Origin of the sequence: Humibacillus sp. DSM 29435 (assembly GCF_001758225.1) — a bacterium.
Lineage (GTDB): Bacteria > Actinomycetota > Actinomycetes > Actinomycetales > Dermatophilaceae > DSM-29435.
Window position 1 is genome coordinate 216,970 of record NZ_MAST01000034.1, and the last position, 13,899, is coordinate 230,868.

Annotated in this window: 13 protein-coding genes; 7 read left to right on the forward strand and 6 right to left on the reverse strand. The window is 70.3% G+C overall.

The features are described 5' to 3' along the window. Positions 1–46: 46 nt before the first annotated feature. Positions 47–1,159 carry a tellurite resistance/C4-dicarboxylate transporter family protein gene (locus BA895_RS17290; RefSeq protein ID WP_083283478.1) on the reverse strand — a complete coding sequence of 371 codons (1,113 nt, stop codon included), beginning with the start codon at positions 1,157–1,159 and terminating at the stop codon, positions 47–49. Then, positions 1,146–2,339: a glycine C-acetyltransferase gene (locus tag BA895_RS17295; RefSeq protein ID WP_070193102.1), complete on the reverse strand. Its 1,194-nt coding sequence runs from the start codon at positions 2,337–2,339 to the stop codon at positions 1,146–1,148. Before BA895_RS17295 ends, BA895_RS17290 begins: the two co-directional genes overlap by 14 nt. A gap of 137 nt (positions 2,340–2,476) precedes the next feature. Between BA895_RS17295 and BA895_RS17300 the strand changes: the two genes are divergently transcribed. From BA895_RS17300 to BA895_RS17310, 3 genes are all read left to right on the forward strand, one after another. Beyond that, the gene (locus BA895_RS17300) at positions 2,477–4,051 is read left to right on the forward strand and encodes a Na+/H+ antiporter (RefSeq protein ID WP_139142736.1); all 1,575 of its coding nucleotides are present in this window, start codon (positions 2,477–2,479) and stop codon (positions 4,049–4,051) included. A 140-nt stretch (positions 4,052–4,191) separates the two neighbouring features. Then, positions 4,192–5,280 carry a serine hydrolase gene (locus BA895_RS17305; protein WP_175442361.1) on the forward strand — a complete coding sequence of 363 codons (1,089 nt, stop codon included), beginning with the start codon at positions 4,192–4,194 and terminating at the stop codon, positions 5,278–5,280. 79 nt (positions 5,281–5,359) lie between these two features. Next, on the forward strand, positions 5,360–6,217 hold the full coding sequence (locus BA895_RS17310) for a hypothetical protein (protein WP_070193104.1): 858 nt from the start codon (positions 5,360–5,362) through the stop codon (positions 6,215–6,217). 138 nt (positions 6,218–6,355) lie between these two features. On the opposite strand, the gene BA895_RS17315 is transcribed toward BA895_RS17310, so the two are convergent. Next, entirely contained in the window at positions 6,356–6,886 is a 531-nt protein-coding gene (locus tag BA895_RS17315; RefSeq protein ID WP_175442362.1) for a GNAT family N-acetyltransferase, read from the reverse strand. 89 nt (positions 6,887–6,975) lie between these two features. On the opposite strand from BA895_RS17315, the gene BA895_RS17320 reads away from it, so the two are divergent. Then, positions 6,976–8,598, forward strand: a complete 1,623-nt coding sequence (locus BA895_RS17320; RefSeq protein WP_070193105.1) for an amidohydrolase — start codon at positions 6,976–6,978, stop codon at positions 8,596–8,598. Between the two features lie 20 nt (positions 8,599–8,618). Next, a complete protein-coding gene (locus tag BA895_RS24030; protein WP_175442363.1) occupies positions 8,619–9,068 on the forward strand; it encodes a hypothetical protein in 450 nt (149 codons plus the stop codon). 12 nt (positions 9,069–9,080) lie between these two features. Here BA895_RS24030 and BA895_RS17330 read toward each other — a convergent pair whose 3' ends face one another. After that, positions 9,081–9,806, reverse strand: coding sequence for an alpha/beta fold hydrolase (locus tag BA895_RS17330; protein WP_254666533.1), 726 nt, complete (start codon positions 9,804–9,806; stop codon positions 9,081–9,083). Between the two features lie 11 nt (positions 9,807–9,817). Next, on the reverse strand, positions 9,818–10,855 hold the full coding sequence (tdh, locus tag BA895_RS17335) for an L-threonine 3-dehydrogenase (protein WP_070193106.1): 1,038 nt from the start codon (positions 10,853–10,855) through the stop codon (positions 9,818–9,820). An 89-nt stretch (positions 10,856–10,944) separates the two neighbouring features. Between tdh and BA895_RS17340 the strand changes: the two genes are divergently transcribed. Next, positions 10,945–11,469 (forward strand): Fur family transcriptional regulator, encoded by a 525-nt coding sequence (locus BA895_RS17340; RefSeq protein WP_254666534.1) that lies wholly within the window; start codon positions 10,945–10,947, stop codon positions 11,467–11,469. Positions 11,470–11,493: 24 nt separating this feature from the next. On the opposite strand, the gene BA895_RS17345 is transcribed toward BA895_RS17340, so the two are convergent. Next, positions 11,494–13,281 (reverse strand): chloride channel protein, encoded by a 1,788-nt coding sequence (locus tag BA895_RS17345; protein WP_139142737.1) that lies wholly within the window; start codon positions 13,279–13,281, stop codon positions 11,494–11,496. 49 nt (positions 13,282–13,330) lie between these two features. On the opposite strand from BA895_RS17345, the gene BA895_RS17350 reads away from it, so the two are divergent. Next, entirely contained in the window at positions 13,331–13,891 is a 561-nt protein-coding gene (locus tag BA895_RS17350; protein WP_083283506.1) for a MarR family winged helix-turn-helix transcriptional regulator, read from the forward strand. Positions 13,892–13,899: the final 8 nt, after the last annotated feature.

Genomic DNA, 13,899 nt, shown 5'->3' on the forward strand with positions numbered 1-13,899 from the left:
CGGCCGCCCAGCGGCATCCGATCTGTCACCCGGGCGTGCTTGCCGATCAGACGTCGACGGCTCCGCCGCGCAGCTGCCGGGCGATGTCGCGCATCATGGCCACGAACACGATGACCCAGGCAGTCAGGGCCACCCAGATCCAGCCGGCCCCGATGGCCTCGAGGATCGGCAGGTGGTCGGCCCGCCCGAGGTACGTGCTGGCCACGGCGTACATCCCGAGCGGGAAGACGATGCTCCACAGCGCAGGCGAGTAGCTCAGCGGTACGCGCTTGAACACGTGCCGCCACAGGCCCGCTGCCACCAGCACCGGGATCAGCCAGGTCGCGAAGCACCAGAAGACGACCGACATGCCGGCGATCAGCGCCCTGGTCGCATCGACCATCGGCGCGGTCTGCATCTCCACGATGCGCGCGCCGGCCAGCACCGTGATCGCCACCGCCCCCATGGCCACCCAGTAGGGCGGGTCGAGCTGCACCGGCTCGAGGCGGTAGAGCATCAGACGCAACGACACGAAGACGCCGACCGCCGCGTACAGAAACACCCCGACCGACCACGAGAAGACCGCGATGATGGCCAGCCCGATACGCCCGTTGGTGACCACCACCTCGAGGCTCGACGCAGCGATGGCGACCGACTGGCTGGCGACGACCCAGATGAACCAGGTGCCGTTGGCGCTCGCCAGCACCGGCCGCTCGGAATGCCCCAGCACGGCGCTCCACGGCACGACGTAGCCCAGCACGAACCAGCACAGCCCCGCCACGACGAGCAGCACACCCGTCGCGGCGTGCCAGCCCTGCTCACCGGCGCGCACGCCGAGCACGTTGGTGCCGGCCACGAAGGTGAAGAACCCGAACGCGCGTTTGGGGTCGGTGAAGTCGGAGCGCATGTCGTGATGGAAGGCGACCAACCGCCAGGCGTTCAACACCACGAGCACCACGTAGCTGACCACTCCTGCCACGAACAGCACTGCCGAGACTGCTCTGAAGCCACCGAGGTCGAGCCCGAGCGAGATGATGCCGGAGCCCATGACGAGCGCGAAATAGCCGGGGGTCAGCCCCTGCACCCCGGCCGCAACCCGCCCGTTTCGGTCGAGGTATCCCGCGGCTCCACCACCCGTGGTGAGCTGTGCGCTGTGACGACCCGCGTCAGCGGACGGCATCACGAGCCCCGACGAAGGCTGCTACGCAGGCCCGTACGTCAGCCTCGGAGTGAGCCGCCGAGAGCTGCACCCGGATGCGGGCCTTGCCCCGGGGTACCACCGGGAAGCTGAACGCGATCACGTAGACACCGTGAGCAAGCATGTGGTCGGCGATCGCCGCGGCGAGGCGCGCGCCGTCGTCGCCGGGGAACATGACCGGCCGGATCGGGTGGGTGCCGGGCAACAGCTCGAAACCCGCCTCGGTCATGAGGTGGTGGAACAGCTCAGTGTTGGCCTTGAGGGTCTCGCGCTTCTCGGCCGACCCCTCCACCAGTGCGAGGGCCGCCATCGACCCGGCTGCCACTGCCGGCGCCACGGAGTTGGAGAAGAGGTAGGGCCGCGAGCGCTGCCGCAGCAGGTCGACGACCTCGCGGTGCGAGCTGACGTACCCCCCCGAGGCCCCACCGAGCGCCTTGCCGAGCGTGCCGGTGATGATGTCGACGCGGTCCATCACGCCGAACAGCTCGGGGGTGCCGCGCCCGCCGTCGCCGACGAAGCCGACCGCGTGGGAGTCGTCGACGAGAACCATGGCACCGAACTCGTCTGCGAGGTCGCAGATCTCATCCAACGGGGCGTAGGAGCCGTCCATCGAGAACACGCCGTCGGTCACCACCACCATCCGCTTCGCGTCGGCGGCCCGCGCGGCGGTCAGCTGGTCGCGCAGGTCGGCCATGTCACGGTTGCGGTAGCGGAATCGCTTCGCCTTCGACAGCCGAACCCCGTCGATGATCGACGCGTGGTTGAGCTCGTCGCTGATGATCGCGTCGTCAGGGCCGAACAACACCTCGAACACGCCACCGTTGGCGTCGAAGCACGACGAGTAGAGAATCGTCGCCTCCATGCCGAGAAAGTCAGAGATCTTCTCTTCCAGCGCCGTGTGCAGGGTCTGGGTGCCGCAGATGAAGCGGACCGATGCCATGCCGAAGCCCCACTCGTCGAGCGCCGACTTCGCCGCTGCCACGACCGATGGCTCGTTGGCCAGCCCCAGGTAGTTGTTGGCGCAGAAGTTCAGGGCGTCAGCCTTGCGGGTCGTGACGTGCGCCGACTGGGGTGAGGTGAGCTCGCGCTCGTTCTTGTAGAGACCGGCATCCTCGATCTGCTGCAGCGTGGCGGCGATCTCGTCCTTGACTGAGCCGTACATCGGTGTCCTCACTGGGGTCGGTTGGGGTCCACTGCCAATGTATGCCGCTCAGACCCGGTCAACGACCGACGCTGCAACGGCCGTACGTCATGCCGCCAACGAATCGGCGCCCGTGCACGCCCCACTAGAGTTTTCTCGTGAGCGGTCTGATGTTGACGGTGGTGCTGGTGCTGGGGGTCATCTTGCTCACCCCCGTGGCCGACAAGGTGCGGGTGCCCCAGCCCGTGCTGCTGACCATCTTCGGGTTGGCGCTGGCCCTCGCGTCACCGTCGACGACCTTCTCGCTCGACCCCGCCCTCATCCTGCCGCTCGTGCTGCCGCCGCTGCTGTTCGCCGCCACCCAGCGCACGACGGTGAACGAGTTCCGCGAGCACGCGTCGGCCGTCTTCGTGCTGGCGGTCGGGCTCACCGTGGCCACCGTCGCCGTCGTCGCCGTCGTCGCCCACGCGGCCGGGCTCCCCTGGACGGTCGCCTGGGTGCTCGGGGCCATGGTCTCGCCACCCGACCCGGTCGCGGCCACGGCGGTGGCCCGGCGGCTGCGACTGCCGCACCGGCTGGTCACCATCCTCGAGGGCGAGGGGATGTTCAACGACGCCACCGCCCTCGTCGCCTACAAGGTCGCCATCATCGCGGCCGTCACCGGTGACATCACCGCCGTCGACGTGGGGCTGGAGCTCGTCGAGGCGCTCGTGCTCGGCGTAGCCATCGGACTGGCCCTGGGCTACGTCACCCGGCTGTTGCTGGCTCGTATCCACGACGGCTACGCCGAGACCACGTTGACGGTTCTGGTGCCTTTCGGGGCCTACGTCGGGGCCGAGCACGTCAACGGTTCGGGAGTGCTGGCCGTGCTCGTGCTCGGCCTCTACCTGCGCACCTTCGGGCACGAGGCCACCACATCGGGTGGCTGGCTGCTCGGGCGGGCCGTGTGGTCGTACGCCGACTTCCTCATCACCAGCCTCGTCTTCGCGCTGCTCGGCTTCGAGCTCGTATCGGTCATTCGCTCGACGGCGGTGACGATGCAGACCGTCTGGCTAGCGCTGCTCGTCGTCGCCACGCTCGTGGTGTTCCGCGCGGCGTGGATCTTTCCCGCCGCCTCGTTGGGCCGGTTCCGCGCAAGGCGTCGGGACAGGCCGGTGCCGAGCAACTGGCGCGAGTCGGCCGTGGTGTCGTGGGCCGGGATGCGCGGCGTCGTCACGGTGGCCACCGCGCTCGCCCTGCCCACGGTCGTCGAGACCGGTGGCCCCCTGCCCAACCGAAACGAGATCGTCGCGGTCGCGTTGGCGTGCGTGCTGTTGACCCTGGTGGTGCAGGGCCTGACCCTCGGCCCGCTCACCCGGCTGCTCGGGGTGGGCAGCGACGCCGATGAGGCCAAGGAGGTCTCGGCCCTGCGGCTGCGTGCGACCGAGGCGGCGCTCGCGCAGATTCGCGAAGAGGTCGGCGCGAGCGGCACCGACGACGACGTGCAGCAGGCGGCGATGGCCCAGTACGAGGGCTACCTCGCCGCTCAGCAGCGGATGGACCAGGCCCGCGAAGGTGGCGGCAGCGAGCAGACGGAGCAACCCGGCCGGGCCCTCGAGTCGTTGCTCAGCCGGGCCAGCGACGTCGAGCGACAGCTCGTGCTGCGCGAGCGTCGTCGCGGCGAGGTGTCGGCCGGCGCCGCCGACGAGGTGCTGCGCGACATCGAGAACCGGGCACTGCGCGACTTCTCCTGACCCTGACCGACGACGGTCAGGCCGATGACTGGCGCCACAGGGACGCGCCCACAAACGACTCGCCGGGCACCGGGGAGCCTTGCAACCCTCACCCTCTGGGATGCCGGGTCTTCTCAGCCAGCGCCTCTAGCCTCGTGACCGTGTTGTCGATCACCCTCAGCTGGGTCGGTGTCGCCGTGCTGGTGGTGCTCGTTCTCGGCTACGCGTCGAGCATCAGCCGCCGGTCGCCGTCGGCCGTCGGCGATCCGGCCCTGGCCGCCGAGCTGGGCCGGCTGTGCTCTCGGCGGACTCGACGCCTGGCCGCGAGCGTTGTCGACCTGGGCGACCACCCGTCGACACGGTCAGCCTTCGTGCGCTGCGACGCCGCCACCCGGTTCGAGATCGGCTCTGTCACAAAGGCGCTCACCGGGTTGCTGCTGGCCGACGCGCTCGAACGTGGCGAGGTCACCCTCCAGACCCAGGTCGGCGAGGTGATCGCGAAGGCCCACGGCACGCCGTTGGGTGGGGTGACACTGCTGGAGCTGTGCACGCACACGTCGGGCCTACCACGGCTGGCTCTCCGGCCGATGACGCTTCTTCGCGTGCCGCTCCACGGCCTGTTGGGGCTCGACCCCTACCGCGGCACGTCGCCGACGAGCCTGCTGTCGGCCGCCGCACGCCAACACCTGCGCCGCCGGGGGCACTACCGCTACTCCAACCTCGGGGCAGCGGTGCTCGGTCAGGTCGTGGCCACAGTCGCAGGCCGCGACTTCAGCGAGGTGTTGCGCGAGCGGCTGCTCGATCCCCTCAGCCTGGGCGGCGCAGGTGTCTCGACTCCGGACCAGCACGCAGACTGGGGCTGGTCGCCCCTCGGCGTGCCTTTCATGCCGTGGGTCATGGGCGGCTACGCACCGGCCGGAGGCGTCTTCGCGACCCTCGACGACCTGACCGCCCTGGCCCAGGGGTTGCTCGACGAGTCTTCCCCAGGGCAGTCGGCGTTGGCGCCCCTGCACGACATCGGCGCAGGCCGGCAGATCGGCCTGTTCTGGATGACCGACACCGTCGCGGGAACCGGCCGCCAGATGGTCTGGCACAACGGCGCCACCGGCGGCTACTCGGCCTTCTTCGCGCTGTTCCCCCAGGCTCGGCGAGCGGTGGTCGTGGTGGCCAACACCTCTGGGCGCAAGGAGACGGAGCGCGTCGCGACCGCCTTGGCCCGCTGGCTCGCCCGTAGTCGCCAAGACCTCTGAGGCCTTCTCATCTGTAGCCGGCACAGTCGGGGTCCTTCGGCCCTGTTCGGCCGTCAGGCCTCTGCCTCACGATGAGGTCATGGGCGGAGACGACCAGCGGCGCGCTGATCGCCGGCCTCGTCGCAGGGGCTGGGTTCTTCCGCTCGCGCTGATCGTGATCACCTTCGGGGTTCCGTCGATGCGTGGCGGTGCGGTCGTCGGCTCCGAGCAGGTCACCGAGCTTATCCAGAGCGTGCTGATGCAGCCGTGGTCGGAGTCCGTTCCGATCCTGATGCCCGTCGCCAAGCTGGCGCTTCTCGTGGTGGCGGTCATGGGCATCACCGGTAAGGGCCCGTACGCCAAGGTCTTGCTCGCGTACTACGCAGCCAACCTCGGAGTGGTGGCACTCTTCCAGAACACCGCCACGCTGCCGGAGGGCGTGGCGGTCATCGTAGGCAACCTGCTGGCGCAGCTCGTGGTCGCGGCCGTGTGCCTGCTGGGGATTCGCGGCACGTCGGACACCGCCTCGCTGCGACGCGAGCGGCTGTGGATGTTGCCACTCATGCTGTGGGCCTGGCTCTACCCATTCGCGCTGCAGGGCAACACCATCGTTCCCGGCGGTTGGACCGGCCTGTTCGTGAACAGCGCCGGCGTGACGTACTGCATGGTCACTCCCGTGATCGCGGGCACGATGGCCCTGCGACCTGCGGCGTACGGCAGAACCACCAGAGTCGTCGTCGGTTGGCTCGGGCTCATCTTCGGCCTGCTCAACCTGCTCACCTGGTTCGTGGTCAGACCCGCCAGCTGGTGGATGGGGACGCTGCACGTGCCGCTCCTGGTCATCACGGCCGTGCTGACGATCACCTCGTGGCGTGAGTCTCGTGAGAGTTCCGGAGTCGGAGTCGGAGTCGGAGAAGGAGTCGCGGACGGTGCGCACGCGCGCGCGTCCGAGACCTGAGCCCAGGGTCGGACCCAGGCGTGCCCACGAAGGAGAACCGTCCCGACGCTTGCGCCACACCCGATCGGTAGCGTCATTGCCCACGACGGCATCGGCCTCGGTTGCCCGCCGAGACCACTGCGAGGGCGCTACCCGGTGTTAGCCACCGAGGGTTCTGGGCAGGATCATCAGGTAGACCGGTTCGGCGGAAGCGGGCAGCCAAGCGGGTCGAGACCGGCCCACCTCGACCCAGCCTCGAGCCAGGTAGAGGTGACGCGGCTCGCGGTGCTCAGCCACCACGTCGAGCACCGGCGCCCCACCGTCAGCGAGAGCCTGGTCGGTGGCCCGCTGGAGCAGCGCCGAGCCGATACCCCGGCGAGCGAGGCGACGGTCGGCGAACAACACACTGACACAGCGCAGAGCGGCGACCGGCACGCCGTGAGCGGTAGCCCACACCTGCCCGAGCTCGTCGTCGTCGGCCACCGACTGGATCGCGACGTGGCCGACGACGACCCCGTGCAGCTCGGCCACCCACGACGCGAGCTCACCCGGGCGGCGAATGAAGTCCTCTGGCGCCCGATCTGACGGCCAGTGGAACGGGTAGTGCGTCTCGGGCTGCTGGCGGACGAGGATCTCGACCAGGGCCGGCACGTCGGCATCACGGCGGCGTCGGGTCGACAGGTCAGGCACCTGCCGAGTGTAGGAGCCGGCGTTCTCTGCGCCGCGCCCGCGTCGCATGAGCCCGTCGACCGGCCGGCCGATGCGGTTACGGTCGAAGCATGAGATCGGCCGACACCCACAGCCAGAGCCCTGCCGACATCGTCTTCTCCGGCGGCCCGATCATGACGATGGACGCGGCGGGGTCCCGCCCGGAGGCCGTGGCCGTACGCGCCGGCCGCCTGGTGGCGGTCGGGTCGCTCGATGAGGTGAACGCCCTCGTGGGCAACAACACCGAGCAGGTCGACCTCGAGGGGCGAACGCTGTTGCCCGGGCTCATCGACCCGCACATGCACTCCGCCATGGTTCAGCTGGCCGACTGGGTCGACGTGAGCCCGATGGCCACGCCGACGGCCGACGCTGTCTACACCGCCCTGCGTGACGCCACCGCCACGAGCACCGGTTGGGTGCTGGCCCAGCAGTTCGACCCGAGCATCACCGAGGGCCACCCCCGCCTTGACCGCGAGACCCTCGACCGCCTCGTGCCCGACCGGCCCCTGCTCGTGCTGGAGAGCAACGGCCACATCGCCTGGGTCAACTCCGCGGCGCTGCACCGGGCCGGTGTCGACCGTGACACGCCCGACCCACCGGCCGGTCGCTACAGCCGAGACGCGCGCGGCGAGCTGACCGGGCGGCTCGAGGAGTCGCCGGCCGTGCGGGCCTTCACCATCGGGTTCCCCCTCGTCACCGGCGACGCGCTCGTGGGCCGCATCCGTGACCTGCTGTGGAGCGCGGCCGGCAAGGGAGCGACGCTGCTGCACGACTGCGGCATCGGGTCGATCGACGGGGTCACCGACCTCGACGGTCTGCGCCGCGCCGTCGACGGCGACTCTCCGGTGCGGTACCGGGGCATGCTCGTCTCGAGCGAGTACGACGCCTGGGCCCAGCTCAGCCTGCGCCCCGGGTTCGGCGACGACCGGTTCCGGGTCGACGGGATCAAGGCGTGGTCAGACGGGTCGAACCAAGCCGGCACCGGGTTCCAGCGCGAGCCCTACCTCGGCACCGACTCCTGCGGGTCGCTGAACTACTCCCCCGACGAGCTGGCCGAGGTCGTGCTCCGCGCGCACCGCGACGGGTGGCAGATCGGCGTGCACGCCAACGGCGACGCCGCCATCGACGTCACCATCGATGCGTACGAGCGTGCCCTGACTGAGGCTCCGCGTGACGACCACCGGCACCGCATCGAGCACTGCAGCATGCTGCACCCCGAGCAGATCGCGCGGATGGCGGCGCTCGGGCTCTCCCCCTCGTTCCTCATCGGTCACGTTCGCTGGTGGGGCACGGCGTTCCGCGACCGGCTCCTAGGCCCGGAGCGTTCGGCGCTCTACGACCCGTGCGCCTCGGCCCTACGGGCCGGGCTGCGCATCTCGTTGCACAGCGACTGGAACGTCACCCCGTTGGAGCCGCTGCGCTACGTCGAGGATGCCGTCACGCGGGCCATGGCCGAGAACGGCGAGGTGCTGAACGCCGACGAGCGTATCAACGTCGAGGCAGCACTGCGGGCCGTCACCATCGACGCCGCGTGGCAGTGCCGAGCCGACGACGTGACCGGCTCGATCGAGGTCGGAAAGTACGCCGATCTCGTTCTGCTCGAGAGCAACCCGGCTACGATCGACCCGATGACGATCTCGGGCATCGCCGTCTCCGAGACACGTCTCGCGGGCGAGGTGCGCTACTCGCGGTGAGACCGATGTGGTGCAGGGCCATGGCCCTCGAGGGCGAGAGCCCAACACCACGCGTAGCCCTCGCCCCCGAGCCGGTGGCGGATGCCGCGCTCACGCAGGCCGCCAAGCCGAGCGGGACACTCATGCGTCGCCTGATCCATCAGCACCACAGCGGAAGCGAGAACAGCATGCCCCTGTACCAAGCCGTATCCGTCATCGGGTCGGTTCTGTTGCTGGCCGCCTACGCCGGCCTGCAGACCGGACGTCTCAACCCCAGCACGTCCTACCCCTACCAGCTGTGCAACCTCGGCGGCGCCATCTGCCTGGCCTACTCGGTCATCCAGCCCTTCAACTCTGGGGTGTTCCTCACCGAGGTCTGCTGGAGCCTGTTCAGCATCGTGGGACTGGTCAAGCTCCTGCGCATGCGTGACGCCAGACGTGCGACCGCAGAACTTGACCCGCCGGAGGAAGGGGCTCGGCCAGCCGGCTGACCATCCCCTTCTTCACCCGGATGCCGGGTCGTCGAGAAAAGCACGGGTGAGCGCCGCCAGCTCGCGGGCCGAGTCGGTGTTGACCAGTGCGCCCGCCCCGGGGATGACCTCGAGCCGGGCATCGGGCAGCTCGGCCGCGAGGGCCTTGGCCGCCACGACGCCGGGCTTGTCCTTCGACCCGGCCACGACGAGGACCGGCACGGTCACCTGACGCAACGACTCGCGGCCGTCGAAACCCTTGAGAGCATCGAGTACGGCCAGCATCCGCGGGCGGGACACGCCGGCATCCACGAGCTTGCTCTCGGGCACCACCCGCATGGCCAGCTTCTGGAGCCGGATGGCCCCGTTCGAGGGCCGCACCAGCGCCCCGCCCACCACGAGGCGACCGACCAGCTCGGGGCGTTCCACCGCCAGGCGGAGGGCGACGCTGGCCCCGATCGACACGCCGAGGAAGTCGGCCTGACGGATGCCCTGCAGCTCGAGGTCGTTCGCGACCCCGTGCGCGGCGGTGGCGAGGTCGAAGCCGACGGGGTCACCCGGCTTCAGGCCCCGCATCCAGGGCGCGTTCATCGACCGGCCGGGGCCGAAGGCGGAGACGAAGTCCTGCCAGGCGATGGGTGACTGGCCCAGCCCGTGCAGCAGCACAAGCGGTCGACGCGGCGGGGGTGGTGAAGGGTTTTCGCCCTCCTGGGGGCGAAAACCCTTCACGTCATCGTCAGAACGGGGGCGGTTCGGCATCGGGGCTCCTCTCAGCTCCAGTCGAGGATGACCTTGCCGCACTGACCCGACCGGGCGGTGGCGAAGGCCTCCTCCCACTGCTCGGCCGGGAAACGGTGCGTGATGACCTGGGTGACCGCGTCGCGCAGCGGCGCCGAGGTGGCGATCATCTGCGACATGGCGTACCAGGTGTCGTACATCTCGCGACCGTAGATGCCCTTGAGGGTGAGCATGTGGGTGATCACCTTGCCCCAGTCGAGCTGGTAGCCCTGGTGCGGCAGGCCGAGCAGCGCGATCCGGCCGCCGTGGTTCATGTTGTCGATGAGGTCGGTGACGGCAGGGGCGGCCCCCGACATCTCGAGGGCGATGTCGAAGCCCTCCTGCATCCCCAGGTGGCGCTGAGCGTCGGCCAGCGACTCCCGCGTCACGTTGACCGTGAGGTCGGCGCCGGCGCGTTCGGCGAGCGCGAGGCGGTAGTCGCTGGCGTCGGACACGACGACGTAGCGCGCACCGGCGTGCCGGGCGATGGCCGCGGCCATGACCCCGATGGGCCCGGCGCCGGTGATCACGACGTCCTCGCCGACCATCGGCCACTGCAGCGCGGTGTGCGTGGCGTTGCCGAGCGGGTCGAAGACGGCGCCGAGGTCGGGGTCGAGGTCGCGCGGCTGCACCCAGACGTTGGATGCCGGTAGCGCCACGTAGTCGGCGAAGGCGCCGTCGCGGTTGACGCCGATGCCCCGAGTGCGGATGCAGAGGTGGCGCCGGCCGGCGCGGCAGTTGCGGCAGCGGCCGCACACGATGTGGCCCTCGCCCGAGGCGCGGTCACCGATCTCGATGCCCGTGACGTCGACCCCCAGCTCGACGACCTCGCCGTAGAACTCGTGGCCGATCACCATCGGCGGCGACACGGTGGCGGCCGCCCAGTCGTCCCACTCCTGCAGGTGCAGGTCGGTGCCGCACAGGCCGGCACGCAGCACACGCAGCACGACGTCGGCAGGCCCGCATCGCGGTCTCGGTCGGTCGACGAGCTCGAGTCCGGGGCCCGCGGTCAGCTTGGTGAGGGCACGCACGAGAGTCCTTCCGCAAGACATGACGGAGGGTCCGTCGCCTGAGAGTCTGCCACTCCGGCCGGGCCGGCCGGTGGGGGCACAATGGCGGTGTGACGGAGAACGTGGTCGACAGCCCTCGGGTGGTCGGCGCCCTGTCCCGGATGCGGGCGTGCGGTGAGCGGGTCACACCTGCCCGACGCGCTGTGCTGCGGGTCGTCGACCTCGCCGACCGTGCCGACGAGCACCTCACGGCCGAGGTCATCGGCGCCCGGGTCGCCGAGCTGGCGCCGAGCGTTCACCGGGCCACGGTCTACCGCACCCTCACCTCGCTGACCGAGGCCGGCTTCCTCTCGCAGGTGCACCTTGGAGGAGCGTCGACGATCTACCACCTGGAGGAGCCCAGGGCGACCGCCGCGGCCGACCGGGCTGCCGCATCCGGCCCGGGCACGGAGGGGTCGTGCGGCACGGGCCACGCTCACGTGCGATGCGTCTCGTGTGGTCGGGTGCTCGATGTTCCCCCGACCGCCTTCGACTCCCTGACCGCCCGACTCCTCGACGGCATCGGCTTCGCTCTGGACCCAGGCCGCACCGCACTGCTCGGCACCTGTCGAGACTGTCGGGCCGACGCCGGCTGAACCCCGGCTCGTCGCGGCCGGAGGTCAGCCGGCGGGGTTGAGGGCGCGCAAGGTGTCGCGGATGTCGATCCAACCGACCGGCTGGTCACCCTGGGCGGCGAGCACCGGGATGGCGCTGATCCCGCTACCGTCGAGCGCCTCGATGGCCTGGTCGAGCTGGTCGTCCTCCCGCAGCGTCACCGGCAGCTCGACCAGCAGCGCAGCCGGGTCGATGTCATGCTGACCGTCGGCCAGCGCCTCCGCCACGGCCCGAGCCGTCACCACCCCGATGTACCGCCCCTGTGCGTCAGCCAGCGGCAGCACGCCGTAGCGGGCCCCGCCGAGCAGGTTGGCCGTCTCGCGCAGGGTCGTGTCAGAGCTGATCACGGTCGGCACCGGCCGCATCACCTCGCGCACCGCGATGAGGCTCGCGGCGGCGCTGCTGGCCGGTTCCGACAGGTCGATGCCCCGTCGGCTCAGCTTGAGGGTGTAGATCGAGTCGGGCGTCAGGCGGTGGCTGAGCAGGGTGGCCAGCACGACGGCGATCATGATCGGCAGGATGATCGAGTACTCCCCCGTCAGCTCGAACATGATGATGACGCCGGTGATCGGGGCCCGGGCCGCGCCGCCGAACACCGCCCCCATCCCGATCAGGCCGTAGGCCCCGATCGGGCCGGCGATGCCGGGCACCACCGACTGGGCGACAAGGCCGAAGGCGGCCCCGAGCATGGCGCCGATGAACAGGCTGGGGGCGAAGACGCCTCCGGAGCCGCCGATGCCGATCGTGAGAGAGGTGGCCAGCGTCTTGCCGACGAGCAGCACGATGAGGAAGCCGATGGCGTAGGTGCCGTCGATGGCGTGGCCGAGCACGGGGTAGCCGACCCCGTACATCTGTGGCAGCACGAGCAGCAGCAGCCCGAGCAGGAGGCCGCCGACGGCGGGGCGCAGCCATTCCGGTCCGCGCCAGACGGCGTCGCAGACGTCCTCGATGAAGTAGAGCACCTTGGTGAAGCCGACGCCCACGGCGCCGGCGATCAGGCCGAGCAGAGCGAAGAGCAGGTACTCCGACGGGTGCTCGACCGTGAACGGGGGCAGCTGCAGGAACGGCGTGTCACCGAGGATCGCGCGGCCGATGACCGAGGCGGTCACCGACGAGAGCACGACCATGCCGAACGACTGGGTCGTGAAGTCGGCGAGAATCAGCTCCATCGCGAAGAAGACCCCGGCGAGCGGGGCGTTGAAGGTCGCCGCGATGCCGCCGGCCGCTCCGCAGGCCACCAGCACCCGCATCCGCGGCGTCGGCAGGCGCACGATGCGACCAACCGTCGAGCCGAGCGCCGACCCGATCTGCACGATCGGCCCCTCCCGACCGACCGAACCTCCGCCGCCGATGCAAAGGGCCGATGCCAGCGCCTTGACCGCGGCAACCTGAGGCTTGATCCGCCCGCCCCGGCGTGCGACGGCGTACATGACCTCAGGCACGCCGTGGCCGCGGGCCTCCCGGGCGAAGAAGTAGACGAGGGGGCCGTAGAGGAGCCCGGCCACGACCGGCACACCGATGACGAACCACCGCCCGAGCCCGGGCAACGACGGGTTGGCCGCCCCCGGCACGGCGGCGTAGTCGGCGTGGCCGGTGAACAGCTGGGTGAAGGCGCCGATCAGCCAGCGGAAGAAGACCGCGGCCAGGCCCGTTCCGGCACCGACGACCAGGGCGAGCGCCAGCATCCCGCCGTTCGACCCGCGGATGCGGTCGAGGGAGAGCAGCGCCCGGCGCCACGCCGGGGCGCCGATGCCTCCCGGGTCGGCTGATGGGGTGGCAGCATAGGAAGGCATGAATTGCAGTATGCAATAGTTGTACTGGCCAAGGGAAGTGGGAGGTTCGATGGCGCGCGACGCAGAGACCCAGTGCACGGCTGGGTCCCGAAGCGAGCGTGACTGCGCCGCAGCACAGCTCGATGTCACAGAGCCGGCAGACGCCGGTGAGACAGACGAGATCGTGACGGCACTGCTCACGGCATCCCGCGTTCTGGTCGGGGTCTCGGCTCGGTCACTGGCCGGGGCGGAGGACTCCGTGACACTCACCCAGTTCCGCACCCTCGTCGTGCTGCAGGGTCACGGGCCGACGCGGCTCATCGCTCTGGCCGAGCGCCTGGGCGTCAACGCCTCGACCGCGCTGCGCACCGTCGACCGCCTCATCGCCTCCGGAATGGTGCGGCGGCGTGAGAACGCGAACGACCGGCGCGAGGTCGTCATCGACCTCACGCCCGTCGGAGCCACCGTGGTCAGCGAGGTGACCGCACGTCGACGGGCTGCCATCGAGGGCATCGTCTCGGCCATGCCGGCGGGCCGGAGACGGGGACTGGTGACGTCGTTGACCGCCTTTGCGGATGCCGCTGACGAGCCTGCGAGCAGCGACGACCAGGCGAGCCGGCTCGGCTGGTGAACCCCGTT

What these genes read in the sequence shown, in the direction of transcription:
- BA895_RS17345 (WP_139142737.1), bottom strand. Translation starts at nt 13,281, where the DNA reads ATGCCTTCCTATGCTGCCACCCCATCAGCCGACCCGGGAGGCATCGGC.
- BA895_RS17330 (WP_254666533.1), bottom strand. Translation starts at nt 9,806, where the DNA reads ATGCCGAACCGCCCCCGTTCTGACGATGACGTGAAGGGTTTTCGCCCC.
- BA895_RS17290 (WP_083283478.1), bottom strand. Translation starts at nt 1,159, where the DNA reads ATGCCGTCCGCTGACGCGGGTCGTCACAGCGCACAGCTCACCACGGGT.
- BA895_RS17320 (WP_070193105.1), top strand. Translation starts at nt 6,976, where the DNA reads ATGAGATCGGCCGACACCCACAGCCAGAGCCCTGCCGACATCGTCTTC.
- BA895_RS17310 (WP_070193104.1), top strand. Translation starts at nt 5,360, where the DNA reads ATGGGCGGAGACGACCAGCGGCGCGCTGATCGCCGGCCTCGTCGCAGG.
- BA895_RS17350 (WP_083283506.1), top strand. Translation starts at nt 13,331, where the DNA reads ATGGCGCGCGACGCAGAGACCCAGTGCACGGCTGGGTCCCGAAGCGAG.
- BA895_RS17295 (WP_070193102.1), bottom strand. Translation starts at nt 2,339, where the DNA reads ATGTACGGCTCAGTCAAGGACGAGATCGCCGCCACGCTGCAGCAGATC.
- BA895_RS24030 (WP_175442363.1), top strand. Translation starts at nt 8,619, where the DNA reads ATGGCCCTCGAGGGCGAGAGCCCAACACCACGCGTAGCCCTCGCCCCC.